We start from the raw sequence: 13807 nt of genomic DNA on the forward strand, positions 1-13807 counted from the left end.
CGCGGCAACGAAGGACGTGGATGCCCGGGACAAGCCCGGACATGACGAATTGAGCGGGACCTGTCAGACGGGCTCCCGCAGCGGCACGAAGGCGGTGGCGCGGATGGAATAGACGTCCTCGCCGCGCTGGTTCACGCCGCCGGAGCGGGCCTGCAGGATGCCCCAGCCCGGCCGCGAGTCCGATGCGCGCTTGGATTCGATTCCCGTGGAGAACGTGACCGTGTCGCCGGCGAGCACCGGCCGGATCCAGCGCAGGTCGCGAAAGCCCGGCGACGGCCCCCAGACCCCGACCTTCTCGCCGCGCGCGACGGCTTCCCTTACCCGCCGCTGCCCGTCGGCGACCAGCATCTTCATGCAGACCGAGCCGACATGCCAGCCGGAGGCGGCAAGCCCGCCGAACAGCGAGTTGCGTCCCTCCTCCTCGTCGAGATGAAAGCGTTGCGGATCGTACTTCGCGGCGAATTTCTTGATCGCCTCCGCGGTGAAGGTGTAGGCGCCGATCTCGCGGCGCTGGCCGACCTCGAGATCCTCGTAGAAGTTCATCGCGATTGCTCCGCCGTGGCCACAGTGCGCCTGACCATGATCGGCGAGGTCATCTCGCACAGCGCCACGCCCGCCGCGTTGCGCGCGGTGCATTTGAAGGTGACGATGCCGGTGTCGGGCCGGCTCTTGGAGGCGCGCGCCTCGGCAACGTCGACATCGAGCGTGATGTCGTCGCCGGGGCGCAGCGGCGCCATCCAGCGCACTTCGCTCACCCCCGGCGAGCCGAGCGAGGCCGTGCGGCCGATGAAGCCGTCGAACAGAAGGCGCATCATCACCGAACAGAGATGCCAGCCCGAGCCGGACAGGCCCTTCAGCATCGAGCGGCCGGCCGCCTCCTCGTCGAGATGCATCGGCTGCGGGTCGAACTCGCCCGCGAATTCCAGAATCTCCTCGCGCGTCACGTGGCGCGGGCCGAACGTGCCGAAACGGCCGGGTTTGAAGTCTTCGAAAGTCAGTGTGCTCATGCCAAGGGAAAAAATAGCCGGAAGGAAGCCCGATTGTGGCCGTTATTTCCGGCAATCACAACCCGAGCAAATGCATGGCGCATGAGCATCCTGATTCGGTGCTCGTTTGCGGGCTTGTCCGCGGCGTTTTTCGGGGCTAGGCCAGCGGCCAATTCGAGGCGACCTAATCTTACCTTCAGGCTGGGGGAAGACCGATGTTCGATCTTCAGGATCTGTTTCAGTGGGACCGTTTCATCACACCCACGATCATCAAGACGTTCTACTGGCTGGCGATCGGCCTGATCGTGCTGTTCGGCATCTACGGCATCCTGCAGGGCCTGGCCTACATGGCGATCAGCCCGTTCGTCGGCTTCATCCTGCTGTTGTCCTCGATCGCCAGCGTCGTGGTCGGCATCGTGTTCTGTCGCATCGCCGCCGAATTCGTCCTGATCGTATTCCGCATCAACGAGCACCTCGGCGCCATCCGCGACCAGGGCGGGATGCATTGATCCTCGTCATTGCTGGAATCGTAGGGTGGGCAAAGGCGCACTTGCGCCGTGCCCACCTTCGCGTGCACGCCGGAGAAGGTGGGCACGGCGCGAAGCGCGCCTTCGCCCACCCTACAACACCGCTTACGTATTGAACCGGAAATGCATCACGTCGCCGTCGGCGACGACGTATTCCTTGCCTTCCAGCCGCAGCTTGCCGGCGTCGCGCGCGCCGGCTTCGCCGCCGAGCGTCACGTAATCGTCGAACGCGATGGTCTCGGCGCGGATGAAGCCCTTTTCGAAATCGGTGTGGATGACGCCGGCCGCGGCCGGCGCCTTGGTGCCGCGATCGATGGTCCAGGCCCGCGCTTCCTTCGGGCCGACGGTGAAATAGGTGATGAGGTCGAGCAGCTGGTAGCCGGCGCGGATCAGCCGGTCGAGGCCGGCTTCCTCCAGCCCCAACGTCTCCAGGAATTCGGCGCGCTCCTCGCGCGACAGCGTCGCGATCTCGGATTCGATCTTGGCGGAGATGACGACGGCGACCGCGCCTTCCTTCTGCGCCTGCTCGAACACCTGCTTCGAAAAGCCGTTGCCGTCCCTGGCCGAGCTTTCCTCGACGTTGCAGACGTAGAGCACGGGCTTCGACGTAAGCAGCCCCAGCATGCGGAAATTGCGCTCTTCCTCTACCTTGCGCTCCAGCAGCCGCGTCGGCTTGCCCTCGCGGAGCAGCGCCAGCGCGCGATCCACCAGATCGAGCTGCTCCTTGGCCTCCTTGTCGTTGCCCTTGGCCTTCTTGGAGAGATTGTCGACGCGCTTCTCCAGGCTGTCGAGATCGGCGAGCATCAATTCCGTCTCGATGGTCTCGATGTCAGCCAGCGGAGCGATCTTGCCCTCGACATGGGTGATGTCGGAATCCTCGAAGCAGCGTACGACATGGGCGATGGCGTCGACCTCGCGGATGTTGGCCAGGACCTGGTTGCCGAGCCCTTCGCCCTTCGAGGCGCCGCGCACGAGGCCGGCGATATCGACGAAGGTCAGCCGGGTCGGGATGATCTGGCCGGACTTGCTGATCGCAGCAAGCTTGTCGAGCCGCGGATCGGGCACCGCGACCTCGCCGACATTCGGCTCGATGGTGCAGAACGGATAGTTCGCCGCCTGCGCCGCCGCCGTCTCCGTCAGCGCATTGAACAGCGTCGACTTGCCGACATTGGGCAGGCCGACGATACCGCATTTGAATCCCATACTGCTTCCGATCCTTCGCACCACGAATAGCGGCGCGCCTTGATTTGAGGTCGTCATACGCGGGCTTGACCCGCGTATCCATCCACTTCGAAAAATGGATCGCCGGGTCAAGCCCGGCGATGACGAGCATTACTCCTTGCCGTTGTCGCCCTTGTCCAGAAACCCCTTCGCCAGCAGCGCCAGATGCACCTTGTTCGCGAACGAGGCGTCGTGCCCTGCCGCCAGCAGTGCGGCGTTGTCCGCAATCACCTGGCACAGCGCCTCCACCCACGGCCGGTCCGCCTTGGCGAAATCCGACAGCACGTGCTGATGCACCAGCTCCTTGATGCCGGGATGACCGATGCCGAGCCGCACCCGGCGATAGTCGTTGCCGATATGCGAGGTGATCGAGCGCAGCCCGTTGTGGCCGGCAATGCCGCCGCCGACCTTCACCCGCACCTTGGCCGCCGGCAGCTCGAGCTCGTCCTGGAACACTGTGACGTCGCCGGCCGCTATCTTGAAGAAGTTGGCCGCCTCCTGCACGGCGCGGCCGGAGTCGTTCATGTAGGTGGCCGGTTTGAGCAGCAGGACTTGCTCGCGATCGAGCGTACCTTGCGACGCCTCGCCCTGAAAACGACGGCGCCATGGTGAAAAACCATGACGCCGTGCGATTTCGTCGACGGCCATGAACCCGATGTTGTGCCGGTTCTGCGCGTATTTCGCGCCGGGATTACCGAGGCCGACAAACAGGCGCATGACGCGGCACCATGCCGGAGCCGCTTACTTCTTCTTGTCGCCGCCGGCAGGCGCCTTGGCAGCCGCCGGAGCCGCAGCACCCGCAGCCGGAGCCGCGGCACCCGCAGCCGGAGCCGCCGCCGCCGGGGCAGCCGCGCCCGCAGCCGGCGCCGCAGCACCCGCCGCGGCAGCCGCAGCCGCCTTCTGCTCTTCGGCGTAGCCGGAGGGCGGCACGATGGTGACCAGCGTCGCATCGCTGCGGGTCAGCGACTTCACGCCCGCGGGCAGCTTGACGTCGGAGAGATGCAGCGAGTGGCCGATCTCCAGCGTCGCGGCGTCGGCCTCGATATATTGCGGGATGTTGTCGACCGAGCACTCGAGATCGAGCGCGTGGGTGACGATGTTGACGGTGCCGCCGCGCTTGATGCCCGGCGCGGTCTCCGAGTTGACCACGTGCAGCGGCACGCTGATGCGGATGGTGGCGCCTTCGCCGAGCCGCATGAAGTCGACATGGATCGGGAAGTCGCGCACGGGATCGAGGTGGAAGTCGCGCGGAATCACGCGGTGCTTCTTGCCCTCGAGCTCGATGTCGTAAATCGTGGTGAGGAAGCGGCCGGCGAGGATGCGCTGGCGCAATTCGCGGTCGTCGACCGAGATGGTCACCGGGGGCTGGTTGTTGCCGTAGATCACTCCGGGAACTCTCCCGGCGCGACGCTCTGCCCGGGCGGCCCCCTTGCCGCTCTGCGGACGCGCGGTCGCCTTCAATTCCTTGACGGTCGTCGCCATTGCGTTAAGTCCTTGTTTTGTAAAAAGATATAGGCCGCAACGCGGCCTATGGCGCAAGCTCCGCAGCAAGCCTCCAGGGGTGCGGGGGCTGCGAAGTTGGCGGGCTTTTAGCCCCAAAGTCCGGAAATGACAAGGAAATGTGGGGCTTTTCTAGCCGTCATTTCGGGGCTCGCGAAGCGAGAACTATGGAGCGCACTTGCGCTCCTGAGAATCTCGAGATTCCGGGTTCGGCTCTTCGAGCCGCCCCGGAATGACGCCAACAAAGACCTAGCCCGCAGGCGCGCCGCCGAGCTTCGCCTCCAGCACCGCAATCCGCGCCTTCAGCGCCTCGTTCTCCTCGCGCGCCAGCTGCGCCATCTCCTTGACCGCCTCGAACTCCTCGCGCTGGACGATGTCGAGGTCGCGCAGGATGCGTTCGGCCTGGTGGCGCATGACGTTGTCGACCTCGCGCTTGACCCCCTGAGCGGCGCCGGCGGCGTCGTTCATCAGGCGACCGATCTCGTCGAAGAACCGGTTGGTGGTCTGGGTCATCGCGATACTCTCCACTTCCGTCCAATGGCGCCCAAGACAATGGCGATGCCGGCCCACGAGTTCAAGCCCGACATGCCCGGGCTTGCATTTGCAATGTCCGGGCTTGCATTTGCAATGCCCGGGCTTGCCTTGGCAATGTCCTGGCCATCCTTGTCATATTGCCCTTTCCTTGCAATCGTATTGAACGCGCGAACAAGAAATCAGAATCAGCAAGAACGGCAGCGAAACGCCCATGATCGATAGCCAGGTCGAGATTCCCACCAAGGACGGCTCAACCAACACCTTCATTACCCATCCCGAACGCGGCGGCCCGTTTCCCGTCATCATCTTCTACATGGATGCGCCGGCAATCCGCGAGGAGCTGCGCGACATGGCGCGCCGGCTCGGCACGTCGGGCTACTACGTGATGCTGCCCAATCTCTATTACCGCTCCGGCGTGATGGAGCTCGGCCCGATCCCGCCCGACCCGGAGGCGCCCGAGCGCAAGCGGATGTTCGGCTTCATGAACTCGATCAACATCCCGCTCGTCATGGAAGACACCACGGCGCTGCTCGCCTATGCCGAGGGACAACCGGCCGCGAACACCAAAATCGTCGGCGCGCTCGGCTATTGCATGAGCGGGCGTTACGCCGTGAACGCCGCCACGCACTTCCCCGATCGCGTCAAGGCCGCGGCTTCGGTCTACGGCACGCATCTGGCCACCGACCAGGCCGACAGCCCGCATCTGGCCGCGCCGAAAACCAAGGCCGAGCTCTATTTCGCCTGCGCCGAGACCGACATCTACGCGCCGCAGGAGATCATCGACAAGGTGAGCGCAGCGATGAAGGGCACGAACAACGAGGTCGAAATCTATCCCGGCACGCATCACGGCTTTGCCTTTCCCAAGCGGCCGGTCTATCACCGCGACGCCGCCGAGCGGCACTGGGAGCGGCTGCTATCGCTCTATCGCCGCAACCTCGTCTAGCCTTCCGAGCGCATGCCCTATCTCGCCATCACCTTCCCGGTCTTCGATCCCATCGCGATCTCGCTCGGCCCGATCGCGATCCGCTGGTATGCGCTCGCCTATATCGGCGGCATCGTGCTGGGCTGGATCTATGCCCGCGCGCTGATCAAGAACGAAAGACTGTGGGGCGGGAAGGCGCCGATCTCGCTGCTGCAGATGGACGACTTCATCCTCTGGGTCACCGTCGGCATCATCGTCGGCGGCCGCACCGGCTACGTGCTGTTCTACAATCTGCCCTTCTTCATGCAGCATCCGGGCGCGATCTTCATGCTGTGGGAAGGCGGCATGTCCTTCCATGGCGGCTTCCTCGGCTGCGTCGTTGCGGTGATGTGGTTCGCGCGCCGCAACGGCATCCCGATCCTGTCGCTTGGCGACATCGTCACCGCTGTCGGACCGATCGGCCTGTTCCTGGGGCGGCTCGCCAATTTCATCAATGGCGAATTGTGGGGCCGCGCCGCCGACCCCAACCTGCCCTGGGCGATGATCTTCCCGAACGACCGCCTGCAACTGCTGCGGCATCCGAGCCAGCTCTACCAGGCGGCGCTCGAAGGCATCGTGTTGTTCACGGTGCTGGCGATCATGATCCGCTTGGGCGCGCTGAAGCGCCCCGGCCTGATCCTCGGCAGCTTCATCGCGATCTATGCGCTGGCGCGCATTGCCGGCGAATTGTTCAGGGAGCCCGACCCGCAGCTCGGCTTCCTCTGGGGCGGCCTCACCATGGGCATGCTGCTGTCCCTGCCGATGATTGTTGCCGGGATTATCCTTATAGTGCAGGCATGGCGGGGTAAGGGAACCGCCAAATAGCCAATAACCTCCAGCAGAGCTGGAGGTTTGATTGGGAACCGCCAAAGGCGGTTTTAAGGGATGTTAGGACGATTGATTGGATTTTGGTGCGGCTGAGATCTTCAGCTCAAACTGGTCCAGCTGCTGGTCGGCCATTTCCTGATTCTTGATGTACGCCCGGATCATTTCCTCATCGCGGCCGACGGTGGTGACGAAGTATCCGCGGGCCCAGAATTTGTGGCCCAGGAAATTTCGCATCTTGCGTTCGACATTCTGTGCGATCCATATCGAACTCTTCCCTTTCATGTACCCGATGATCTGCGCCACCGAATACTTGGGAGGTATCGATATCAGCATATGGACGTGATCCGGCATCAGGTGGCCTTCTTCGATCCGGCACTCCTTCCGTCGTGCCAGATCGTGAAATACCTGACCCAAATGCCGCTCGATCTTCCCGAACAGCAGCTTCTTGCGGTACTTCGGCGTAAACACGACGTGGTACTTGCACTCCCAAGTCGCGTGATTAAGATGATTGTACTCTGCTTCCATCATGGTCTCCTTGAGGGTTCTTGGCGGTTCCCCAAGGAGACTTCATGACTTCATTCCCGCAGCTGTAGAACTGCCGGTTTTCGCCCCGCCATAGGCGGGGGCTTAGCAGGTTTGGTTAGTTTCATTTTGGGCCCAACGTGACCACTGAATTTTCGCCGCTGCTGACCGAGATCAGGAAGCTGATCAAGTCGTCGGGACCGATGCCGGTCTGGCGCTACATGGAATTGTGCCTGATGCATCCGCAGCACGGCTATTACGTGTCGCGCGATCCGCTGGGACGCGAAGGCGATTTCACCACCGCGCCGGAAGTCAGCCAGATGTTCGGCGAGCTGCTCGGGCTGTGGGCGGCCTCGGTGTGGCGCGCGATCGGCCAGCCGCCGCTGCTGCGGCTGATCGAGCTCGGCCCCGGCCGCGGCACCATGATGGCGGATGCGCTGCGCGCGCTCAGGGTGCTGCCGCCGCTCTATCAGTCGCTCACCATCCACATGGTGGAGGTCAACCCGGTGCTGCGCGAAAAGCAGCGCTCGACGCTGTCGGGTGTGCGCAACATCACCTGGCACGACAGCATCGACGACGTGCTTGACGGGCCGGCGGTGATCTTCGCCAACGAATATTTCGACGTGCTGCCGATCCACCAGATGGTGAAGCGCGAAACCGGCTGGCACGAGCGCACGGTCGAACTCGACCAGAACGAGAAGCTGGTGTTCGGCCACATGCCCGAGCCGACGCCGCGCTTCGAGGTGCTGCTGCCGCCCTTGGTGCGCGAGGCGCCCAATGGGGCCATCTTCGAATGGCGGCCGGACAAGGAGATCATGAAGATCGCGCGCCGCGTGCGCGAGCAGGACGGGGCTGCGCTGATCGTCGACTACGGCCACCTGCGCAGCGATGCCGGCGACACTTTTCAGGCCATCGCCCGCCACAGCTATACCGATCCACTGAGAAATCCCGGCCAAGCCGACGTCACCGCCCATGTCGATTTCCAGGCGCTGGGTCGCGCGGCGGAAGATCTTGGCGCCCGGGTGCACGGCCCGGTAACGCAGGGCGATTTCCTGAAACGCCTCGGCATCGAGACGCGCGCGGCGACGTTGATGGCGAAAGCGACGCCCGAACTCTCCGCCGACATCGACGGCGCCCTGAAGCGCCTCACCGATTCCGGCCGCGGCGGCATGGGCTCGATGTTCAAGGCGATCGGCATCTCGCAGCCCGATCTGGTCTCGCTCGCCGGCCTTTCAGACGAAACCGGGGAAGCCGGGTCATGATGCTGGGCTCCTCGCTGCTCGCGGCCGTTCCCGGCCTGCGCCACGCCTTCTTCACCTGCGAAGGCGGCGTATCGGATGGCGTCTATGCGAGCCTCAACGGCGGCCTCGGCTCGAACGACGACAAGGCGAAGGTGATGGAAAATCGCCGGCGCATGGCGGAGCGACTGGGTGTTGCGCCGGACTATTTCCTGAACGCCCATCAGGTCCATTCCCCCGACACCATCGTGGCGACCGGCCCCTGGAACGGCGAACCGCGCCCCAAGGCTGACGCCATCGTAACCCGCATCGAAGGGCTCGCCATCGGCGTCACCACGGCCGATTGCGGACCGGTCCTGCTCGTCGATCCCGCCGCTCGCGTGATCGGCGCGGCGCATGCCGGCTGGAAGGGCGCACTGACTGGTATTCTGGAATCGACCGTCGAGGAGATGGAGGAACTCGGCGCCGTCAGTGGCGACATCGTCGCCGCCATCGGCCCCATGATCCGTCAACCCTCCTATGAGGTGGGCGCCGAATTCGTCGAGCGCTTCCTCGATGCCGACGCCGACTATGCCCGCTTCTTCCTGCCCGGCGAGCGGGCCGGCCATTCGATGTTCGATCTCGCCGGCTTGATCCGCCTGCGGCTGGAAAATGCCGGCGTCCTTGTCATCGACGACCTCGGTATCGACACCTATTCCGACCCGCGCTGCTTCAGCTATCGCCGCTCCGTGCACCGCGGGGAGCCGGACTACGGCCGCCACGTCCACGCCATCGCGCTGGAGCGCGAGTAGCGCTTCACTTCACCTTCAGCACGACCTTGCCGCGCGCCCGCCCTTTCTCCAGATAAGCGAGCGCCGCCGGCAACTCCTCGAAAGCGAACTCGCAGTCGATCACCGGCTTCACCGCGCCGGCCTCGACGAGGCCGGCGATCTCGCGCAGCTGCTCGCCGCTGGGCTCGGTGAAGAACCAGCAATAGCCGGCGCCCGCGGCTTCAGCCGCGGCATACACCTTCCGGCTCATCAGCCAGACTGCGAGGCGCACCAATAGCCCCACGCCCTCGCGGCGGGCAAAATCGCGATCGGGCGGGCCGCTCAGCGAGATCACGGCGCCGCCCCGCTTCACCACCTTGAAGGCGTCGACCGTGAACGCGCCGCCGAGCGTGTCGTAGACGATGTCGTAGCCGCCGCCCTGCTCCAGATAGCTCTCCCGGTCATAGGCGATCACCCTGTCGGCGCCGAGCGACCTGACGAAGTCGGCATTCTTCGCGCTCGTCGTCGTGGTGACGTCGAGGCCAAGATGCTTCGCATATTGAACCGCGAAGGTGCCGATGCCGCCGGCGCCGGCATGGATCAGGATGCGCTGGCCGGCGCGGGCGCCGACCTTGCCGAACCCCTGCAGGGTGGTGAGGCCCACCAGCGGCAGCGAGGCGGCCTCGGCATGCGAGACGCCCGTCGGCTTCAGCGCGACGAAATCTTCGGCCAGCGCGATCTTTTCGGCGAACGTGCCGATGCTCTCGCGCGAGGCGCGCGCATAGACGGCATCGCCCGGCTTGAACCGCGTCGCGCTCATCCCCGCCGACAGCACGATGCCACTGGCATCGAACCCGAAGGTGCGTGGCATCAGATATTTCGACACCCGCTTGAGATCGCCGCGCACGATCTTGAAGTCGATCGGATTGAGGCTGGCGGCATGGATTTCGATCGCCACCTCGTTGAACCGCGGGATGGGATCTGTGACATCGGCCAGCTTCACGTGGTCCGCGACGGCGCCATAGCCGTCGAGAAGAAAGGCCCGCATGGATCGCCCCTGCCCGGTGGACACATTCCGGCCATCCTAGCGCGAAAGCCCGTCCGGCATACCGCCTTTGTCCCGGAATGAGGCAAACCCAGCTGCTTTTCGCCGCCGGTTTCCTCCGTTGCTGTGTCCCGCCCGCCCTAGACGTTAACAGCCGTTAACGCTATCGCAGGGAGAAATGAGGGACGCGTCAACCAACCTGCAAGCCATTTCGCGCGCGGTGATCGCCGCCGTGCTGCTGGCGGCGTGCGCGCTCGGCGGCTGCGCCTCCACCGGAAGCTCGCCCGGTGGAGCGTTTGCGCTGGCGACCGGCGGGCCTGCAACCGTCACCTTCGAATCCATCGACGGTCCGCCGCCGCCTGTGTTCGACCGCATGGTCAGCGTGCTCGACAGCGAGTCCAAGCTGCGCAACCTCGCCATCGTCTCGCGCGAGAGTGCCGCGACCTATCGCGTGCGCAGCTATCTCTCCGCGCAGGTGGTGCGCGGCCGCACCGTGATCGCCTGGGTCTTTGACGTCTATGACGCCAGCCAGCAGCGCGCGCTGCGCCTGTCCGGCGAGGAGCCCGCCGGCAAGGGCGGCCGCGACGCCTGGGCCCATGCCGACGACATGGTGCTGCGGAAGATCGCGCAAGCGGGCCTGTCCGGCCTCTCCGGCCTGGTCAACGGCACGCCGCCCGAGCCTGCGCCCGCTCCCGCCCCGGGAAAACGCGGGCCTGCGGTGGCGGCCCTGGAGCCGGTTGATCAGGTGCTGGCCTACAACGCCTACTGAGCCCCTAACCCAGGCATTTTCGGCGCATTTTTGCCCAAGAAAAGCCGGGTACCGGGTTGCCAGCGACACTTTGTCCCTGATATCTCCTCGCCCATCGAAAACCCGCCGGACTCGAGGGTAGCGCGAGATGCTGAACGTCGTATCCAGCAAGGCGAGGCAAGAGGCGTCCATGTCGGCCAAGAACGGCTCGATCAAGCTGATAGCCGGCAATTCCAATCCGGCGCTGGCGCAGGCGATCGCCGACGGGATCGGCGTCCCCCTCACCAAGGGCGTGGTCCGGCGTTTCGCCGACATGGAGATTTTCGTCGAGATCCAGGAGAACGTCCGCGGCTCGGACGCCTATATCCTGCAGTCGACGTCGTTCCCGGCCAACGACCATCTGATGGAGCTTCTGATCATCACCGACGCGCTGCGCCGCTCCTCGGCGCGCCGCATCACGGCGGTGATCCCGTATTTCGGCTACGCAAGGCAGGATCGCCGGTCCGGCTCCCGCACGCCGATTTCGGCCAAGCTGGTCGCCAATTTGATCACGCAGGCCGGCGTCGACCGCGTCATGACGCTCGACCTGCATGCCGGCCAGATCCAGGGCTTCTTCGACATCCCGACCGACAATCTGTTCGCCTCGCCGGTCATGGTGCGCGACATCAAGGAGCGCTTCGACCTCTCCAATGTGATGGTGGTGTCACCCGACGTCGGCGGCGTGGTGCGCGCCCGCGGCCTTGCCAAGCGCATCAACACGCCGCTTGCCATCATCGACAAGCGCCGCGAGCGCGCCGGCGAGTCCGAGGTGATGAACGTGATCGGCGAGGTCGAGGGCCACACCTGCATCCTGGTCGACGATATCGTCGATTCCGGCGGAACGCTGGTGAACGCGGCGGACGCGCTGCTCGCCAACGGCGCCAGGGAAGTCTACGCCTATATCACCCACGGCGTGCTCTCAGGCGGCGCCGCGGCGCGCATCGCCTCGTCGAAGCTGAAAGAGCTCGTCATCACCGACTCGATCCAGGCGACCGACGCGATCAAGAAAACGGCGAACATCCGCTCGCTCTCGATCGCCGACCTGATTTCGGAAGCGATCCAGCGCACCGCAGCCGAAGAGTCGGTGTCGAGCCTGTTCGACTAGGTTGTCGTCCCGGACAAGCGAAGCGCGATCCGGGACCCATACGCCGCGGCGGACGTTGTCTGGGCGAACTGGTCGACGGCTTGCCCTCGCAATTGCCATTTGTGGTTATGGGTCCCTGCGTTCGCAGGGACGACGGAAAAAAGGCCTGGTCCTTGACCTACGCGCCGTGCCCCGGCCGCGGCACCAGATTCATGATGGTCCGCGTGAAGCCGCCGTCCACGACGATCTCGTCGCCGTTGACGTAGGACGCGCGATCGCTGGCCAGGAACAGGATCGCGTCGGCCATGTCCTGCGGCGCGCCGATGCGGCGCATCGGCACCACCGCAGTCCGCCGCTCGGTCACGCCGGGCGTATCGTAGAACGCCTGGCTCATCGGCGTGACCACGAGGCCGGGGCTGACCACATTGCTGCGGATGCCTTGCGGCCCCCATTCGCTGGCGAGCTGGCGCGACAGCATGACGACGCCGGCCTTGCTGACGCTGTAGGCGCCGGAAAAGCCTTGCGCGTTGGAGCCGGCGACGGAAGCTACATGCACGAGACTGCCGCGCCCGAGCCGGCGCATCTGCCGGCCGAAGATCTGCGCGCATAGGAAATAGCCGGTCAGGTTGACCGAAAGCGTCGCGTTCCACTCGTCGAGCGAGAGCGTGTCCAGGCCGCCCGCGCGCAGGATGGCGGCGGTGTTGACGAGGATGCTGCAGGGACCGAGTGCTTTCTCGACCGCTTCGGCAGCGGTGGCGACGCTCGCCGCATCCGTGGTGTCGCAGGGCGCCACGACGGCATCCATGCCCATCGCGCGCATTTCGCTCCGCGTTTTCGCAAGGCCCTGCTCGTCGCGATCGAGGATCGCGACCTTGGCGCCGGCCTTCGCAAAGCTAGCCGCCGTTGCGCGGCCGATGCCGCCGCCCCCGCCGGTGATCACGGCGACGCGGCCTGAAAGACCCAGCCAGTCGGAGGAATCCTGCGCGGGGGCGGCCATTGTTTTCTCCCGTCCGGTCGTGCCTGGACGGGACTATAGACGTCGCTTGATTGCAGCTCCATCCCGGCAATCCGGATGGATCGCAATGGAACGAGGCGGAGGACCGTCGGGCGAAAGCGCGCCTATTGCGCGTGATAGGCATCGATGGCGTGCGCGACGAAAACGCCGGCGCTGAACAGTCCCATCAATACTGCTGCAAGCTCAACCATGGCATTCATCCTTGCCCCGGCCCGCTCAGATGACATGTCAAAGCGTTAGACGCCGGTTTGTTTCAGGATGATTTCGTCGCAGCCTGAAAATGGTTTCGTCGCCGGATTGACGCAGTTCCTCCGCCTGTTCGCGAGCACAGGGGTCACAAGCTTTTTATCCCGCCGTTATCGCCCGCTCCTGATGCAAACCCGACGAAGAAACGTAACTGGAGAGTGACGGCATGGATTGCCGGTGCAAGGCCCAAACGGACATTGGAGAACCATCATGGGCGAAGTCATCAAGTTCGTAACCAGAGCCGAGCTGGAGCGCATGCGTCTTGCTCGGGAAGGCCGCGCGAGAAATCACGGCATTCTGCCGCAGGTCGCCGCCGCCGGCGCGCAGCGGGATCAGAAGAGCGAGCTGGCGGACAGCTGAGCTTTCGCCGATCGCCCCGCCGCCGGGCCATTGACGCGGCGACGGGAAAGATCATCGGACGGCCGTGTCGCCGCTGCCTACACGATACCCGCCGCGACCTGGCCGCGCAGGCGCTCCAGACCATGCAGCGTGCTCGCGCAGGCTTCCGCCACCTCGATGCCCTTGATGGCAAAGTGCTTGCGGAAGAACTCGTAATGCACTGCG

Annotated in this window: 17 protein-coding genes and 1 pseudogene; 8 read left to right on the forward strand and 10 right to left on the reverse strand. The window is 64.9% G+C overall.

Annotated elements, in window-relative coordinates:
* Nucleotides 1–63 precede the first annotated feature (63 nt).
* Nucleotides 64–543, reverse strand: coding sequence for a MaoC family dehydratase (locus tag ACT4OC_RS28830; RefSeq protein WP_444842458.1), 480 nt, complete (start codon nt 541–543; stop codon nt 64–66).
* Complete coding sequence (locus tag ACT4OC_RS28835; protein ID WP_444842459.1) at nt 540–1007, reverse strand: MaoC family dehydratase; 468 nt, start codon at nt 1005–1007, stop codon at nt 540–542. The genes ACT4OC_RS28830 and ACT4OC_RS28835 overlap by 4 nt, the downstream gene beginning before the upstream one ends.
* A 194-nt stretch (nt 1008–1201) precedes the next feature.
* On the opposite strand from ACT4OC_RS28835, the gene ACT4OC_RS28840 reads away from it, so the two are divergent.
* On the forward strand, nt 1202–1495 hold the full coding sequence (locus ACT4OC_RS28840; RefSeq protein WP_444842460.1) for a DUF4282 domain-containing protein: 294 nt from the start codon (nt 1202–1204) through the stop codon (nt 1493–1495).
* Between the two features lie 123 nt (nt 1496–1618).
* On the opposite strand, the gene ychF is transcribed toward ACT4OC_RS28840, so the two are convergent.
* The 4 genes from ychF to ACT4OC_RS28860 all read right to left on the reverse strand — a co-directional run bounded on the left by ychF (nt 1619) and on the right by ACT4OC_RS28860 (nt 4747).
* Nucleotides 1619–2716, reverse strand: a complete 1098-nt coding sequence (gene ychF, locus ACT4OC_RS28845; RefSeq protein ID WP_444842461.1) for a redox-regulated ATPase YchF — start codon at nt 2714–2716, stop codon at nt 1619–1621.
* Nucleotides 2717–2845: 129 nt separating this feature from the next.
* A complete protein-coding gene (gene pth / locus ACT4OC_RS28850) occupies nt 2846–3451 on the reverse strand; it encodes an aminoacyl-tRNA hydrolase (protein ID WP_444842462.1) in 606 nt (201 codons plus the stop codon).
* 24 nt (nt 3452–3475) lie between these two features.
* Nucleotides 3476–4216 carry a 50S ribosomal protein L25/general stress protein Ctc gene (locus tag ACT4OC_RS28855; protein ID WP_444842463.1) on the reverse strand — a complete coding sequence of 247 codons (741 nt, stop codon included), beginning with the start codon at nt 4214–4216 and terminating at the stop codon, nt 3476–3478.
* A gap of 267 nt (nt 4217–4483) precedes the next feature.
* Entirely contained in the window at nt 4484–4747 is a 264-nt protein-coding gene (locus ACT4OC_RS28860; protein ID WP_444842464.1) for an accessory factor UbiK family protein, read from the reverse strand.
* Between the two features lie 232 nt (nt 4748–4979).
* Between ACT4OC_RS28860 and ACT4OC_RS28865 the strand changes: the two genes are divergently transcribed.
* Together ACT4OC_RS28865 and lgt are read left to right on the forward strand one after the other, a co-directional pair.
* On the forward strand, nt 4980–5711 hold the full coding sequence (locus tag ACT4OC_RS28865) for a dienelactone hydrolase family protein (protein WP_444842465.1): 732 nt from the start codon (nt 4980–4982) through the stop codon (nt 5709–5711).
* Between the two features lie 12 nt (nt 5712–5723).
* Nucleotides 5724–6554, forward strand: a complete 831-nt coding sequence (lgt, locus tag ACT4OC_RS28870; RefSeq protein ID WP_444842466.1) for a prolipoprotein diacylglyceryl transferase — start codon at nt 5724–5726, stop codon at nt 6552–6554.
* Nucleotides 6555–6617: 63 nt separating this feature from the next.
* Here the strand turns inward: lgt and tnpA are convergent, their stop codons facing one another.
* Nucleotides 6618–7082, reverse strand: coding sequence for an IS200/IS605 family transposase (gene tnpA / locus ACT4OC_RS28875; protein ID WP_444842467.1), 465 nt, complete (start codon nt 7080–7082; stop codon nt 6618–6620).
* Between the two features lie 200 nt (nt 7083–7282).
* Here tnpA and ACT4OC_RS28880 point away from each other — a divergent pair, with 200 nt between their 5' ends.
* A complete protein-coding gene (locus ACT4OC_RS28880) occupies nt 7283–8341 on the forward strand; it encodes a class I SAM-dependent methyltransferase (RefSeq protein ID WP_444842475.1) in 1059 nt (352 codons plus the stop codon).
* Nucleotides 8338–9108: a peptidoglycan editing factor PgeF gene (pgeF, locus tag ACT4OC_RS28885; protein ID WP_444842468.1), complete on the forward strand. Its 771-nt coding sequence runs from the start codon at nt 8338–8340 to the stop codon at nt 9106–9108. The genes ACT4OC_RS28880 and pgeF overlap by 4 nt, the downstream gene beginning before the upstream one ends.
* Before the next feature lie 4 nt (nt 9109–9112).
* Here pgeF and ACT4OC_RS28890 read toward each other — a convergent pair whose 3' ends face one another.
* The gene (locus ACT4OC_RS28890; protein ID WP_444842469.1) at nt 9113–10114 is read right to left on the reverse strand and encodes an NADP-dependent oxidoreductase; all 1002 of its coding nucleotides are present in this window, start codon (nt 10112–10114) and stop codon (nt 9113–9115) included.
* Between the two features lie 175 nt (nt 10115–10289).
* Here ACT4OC_RS28890 and ACT4OC_RS28895 point away from each other — a divergent pair, with 175 nt between their 5' ends.
* Nucleotides 10290–10880, forward strand: coding sequence for a hypothetical protein (locus tag ACT4OC_RS28895; RefSeq protein ID WP_444842470.1), 591 nt, complete (start codon nt 10290–10292; stop codon nt 10878–10880).
* 169 nt (nt 10881–11049) lie between these two features.
* Complete coding sequence (locus ACT4OC_RS28900; RefSeq protein WP_444842471.1) at nt 11050–12003, forward strand: ribose-phosphate pyrophosphokinase; 954 nt, start codon at nt 11050–11052, stop codon at nt 12001–12003.
* 157 nt (nt 12004–12160) lie between these two features.
* On the opposite strand, the gene ACT4OC_RS28905 is transcribed toward ACT4OC_RS28900, so the two are convergent.
* Nucleotides 12161–12979 (reverse strand): SDR family NAD(P)-dependent oxidoreductase, encoded by an 819-nt coding sequence (locus ACT4OC_RS28905; RefSeq protein ID WP_444842472.1) that lies wholly within the window; start codon nt 12977–12979, stop codon nt 12161–12163.
* 474 nt (nt 12980–13453) lie between these two features.
* Here ACT4OC_RS28905 and ACT4OC_RS28910 point away from each other — a divergent pair, with 474 nt between their 5' ends.
* Nucleotides 13454–13603 (forward strand): hypothetical protein, encoded by a 150-nt coding sequence (locus ACT4OC_RS28910; RefSeq protein WP_444842473.1) that lies wholly within the window; start codon nt 13454–13456, stop codon nt 13601–13603.
* A gap of 77 nt (nt 13604–13680) precedes the next feature.
* Here ACT4OC_RS28910 and ACT4OC_RS28915 read toward each other — a convergent pair.
* Nucleotides 13681–13807 (reverse strand): annotated as a pseudogene (locus ACT4OC_RS28915) (6,7-dimethyl-8-ribityllumazine synthase); the annotation flags it as partial.

Source organism: Bradyrhizobium sp., assembly GCF_052389815.1.
GTDB lineage: Bacteria > Pseudomonadota > Alphaproteobacteria > Rhizobiales > Xanthobacteraceae > Bradyrhizobium.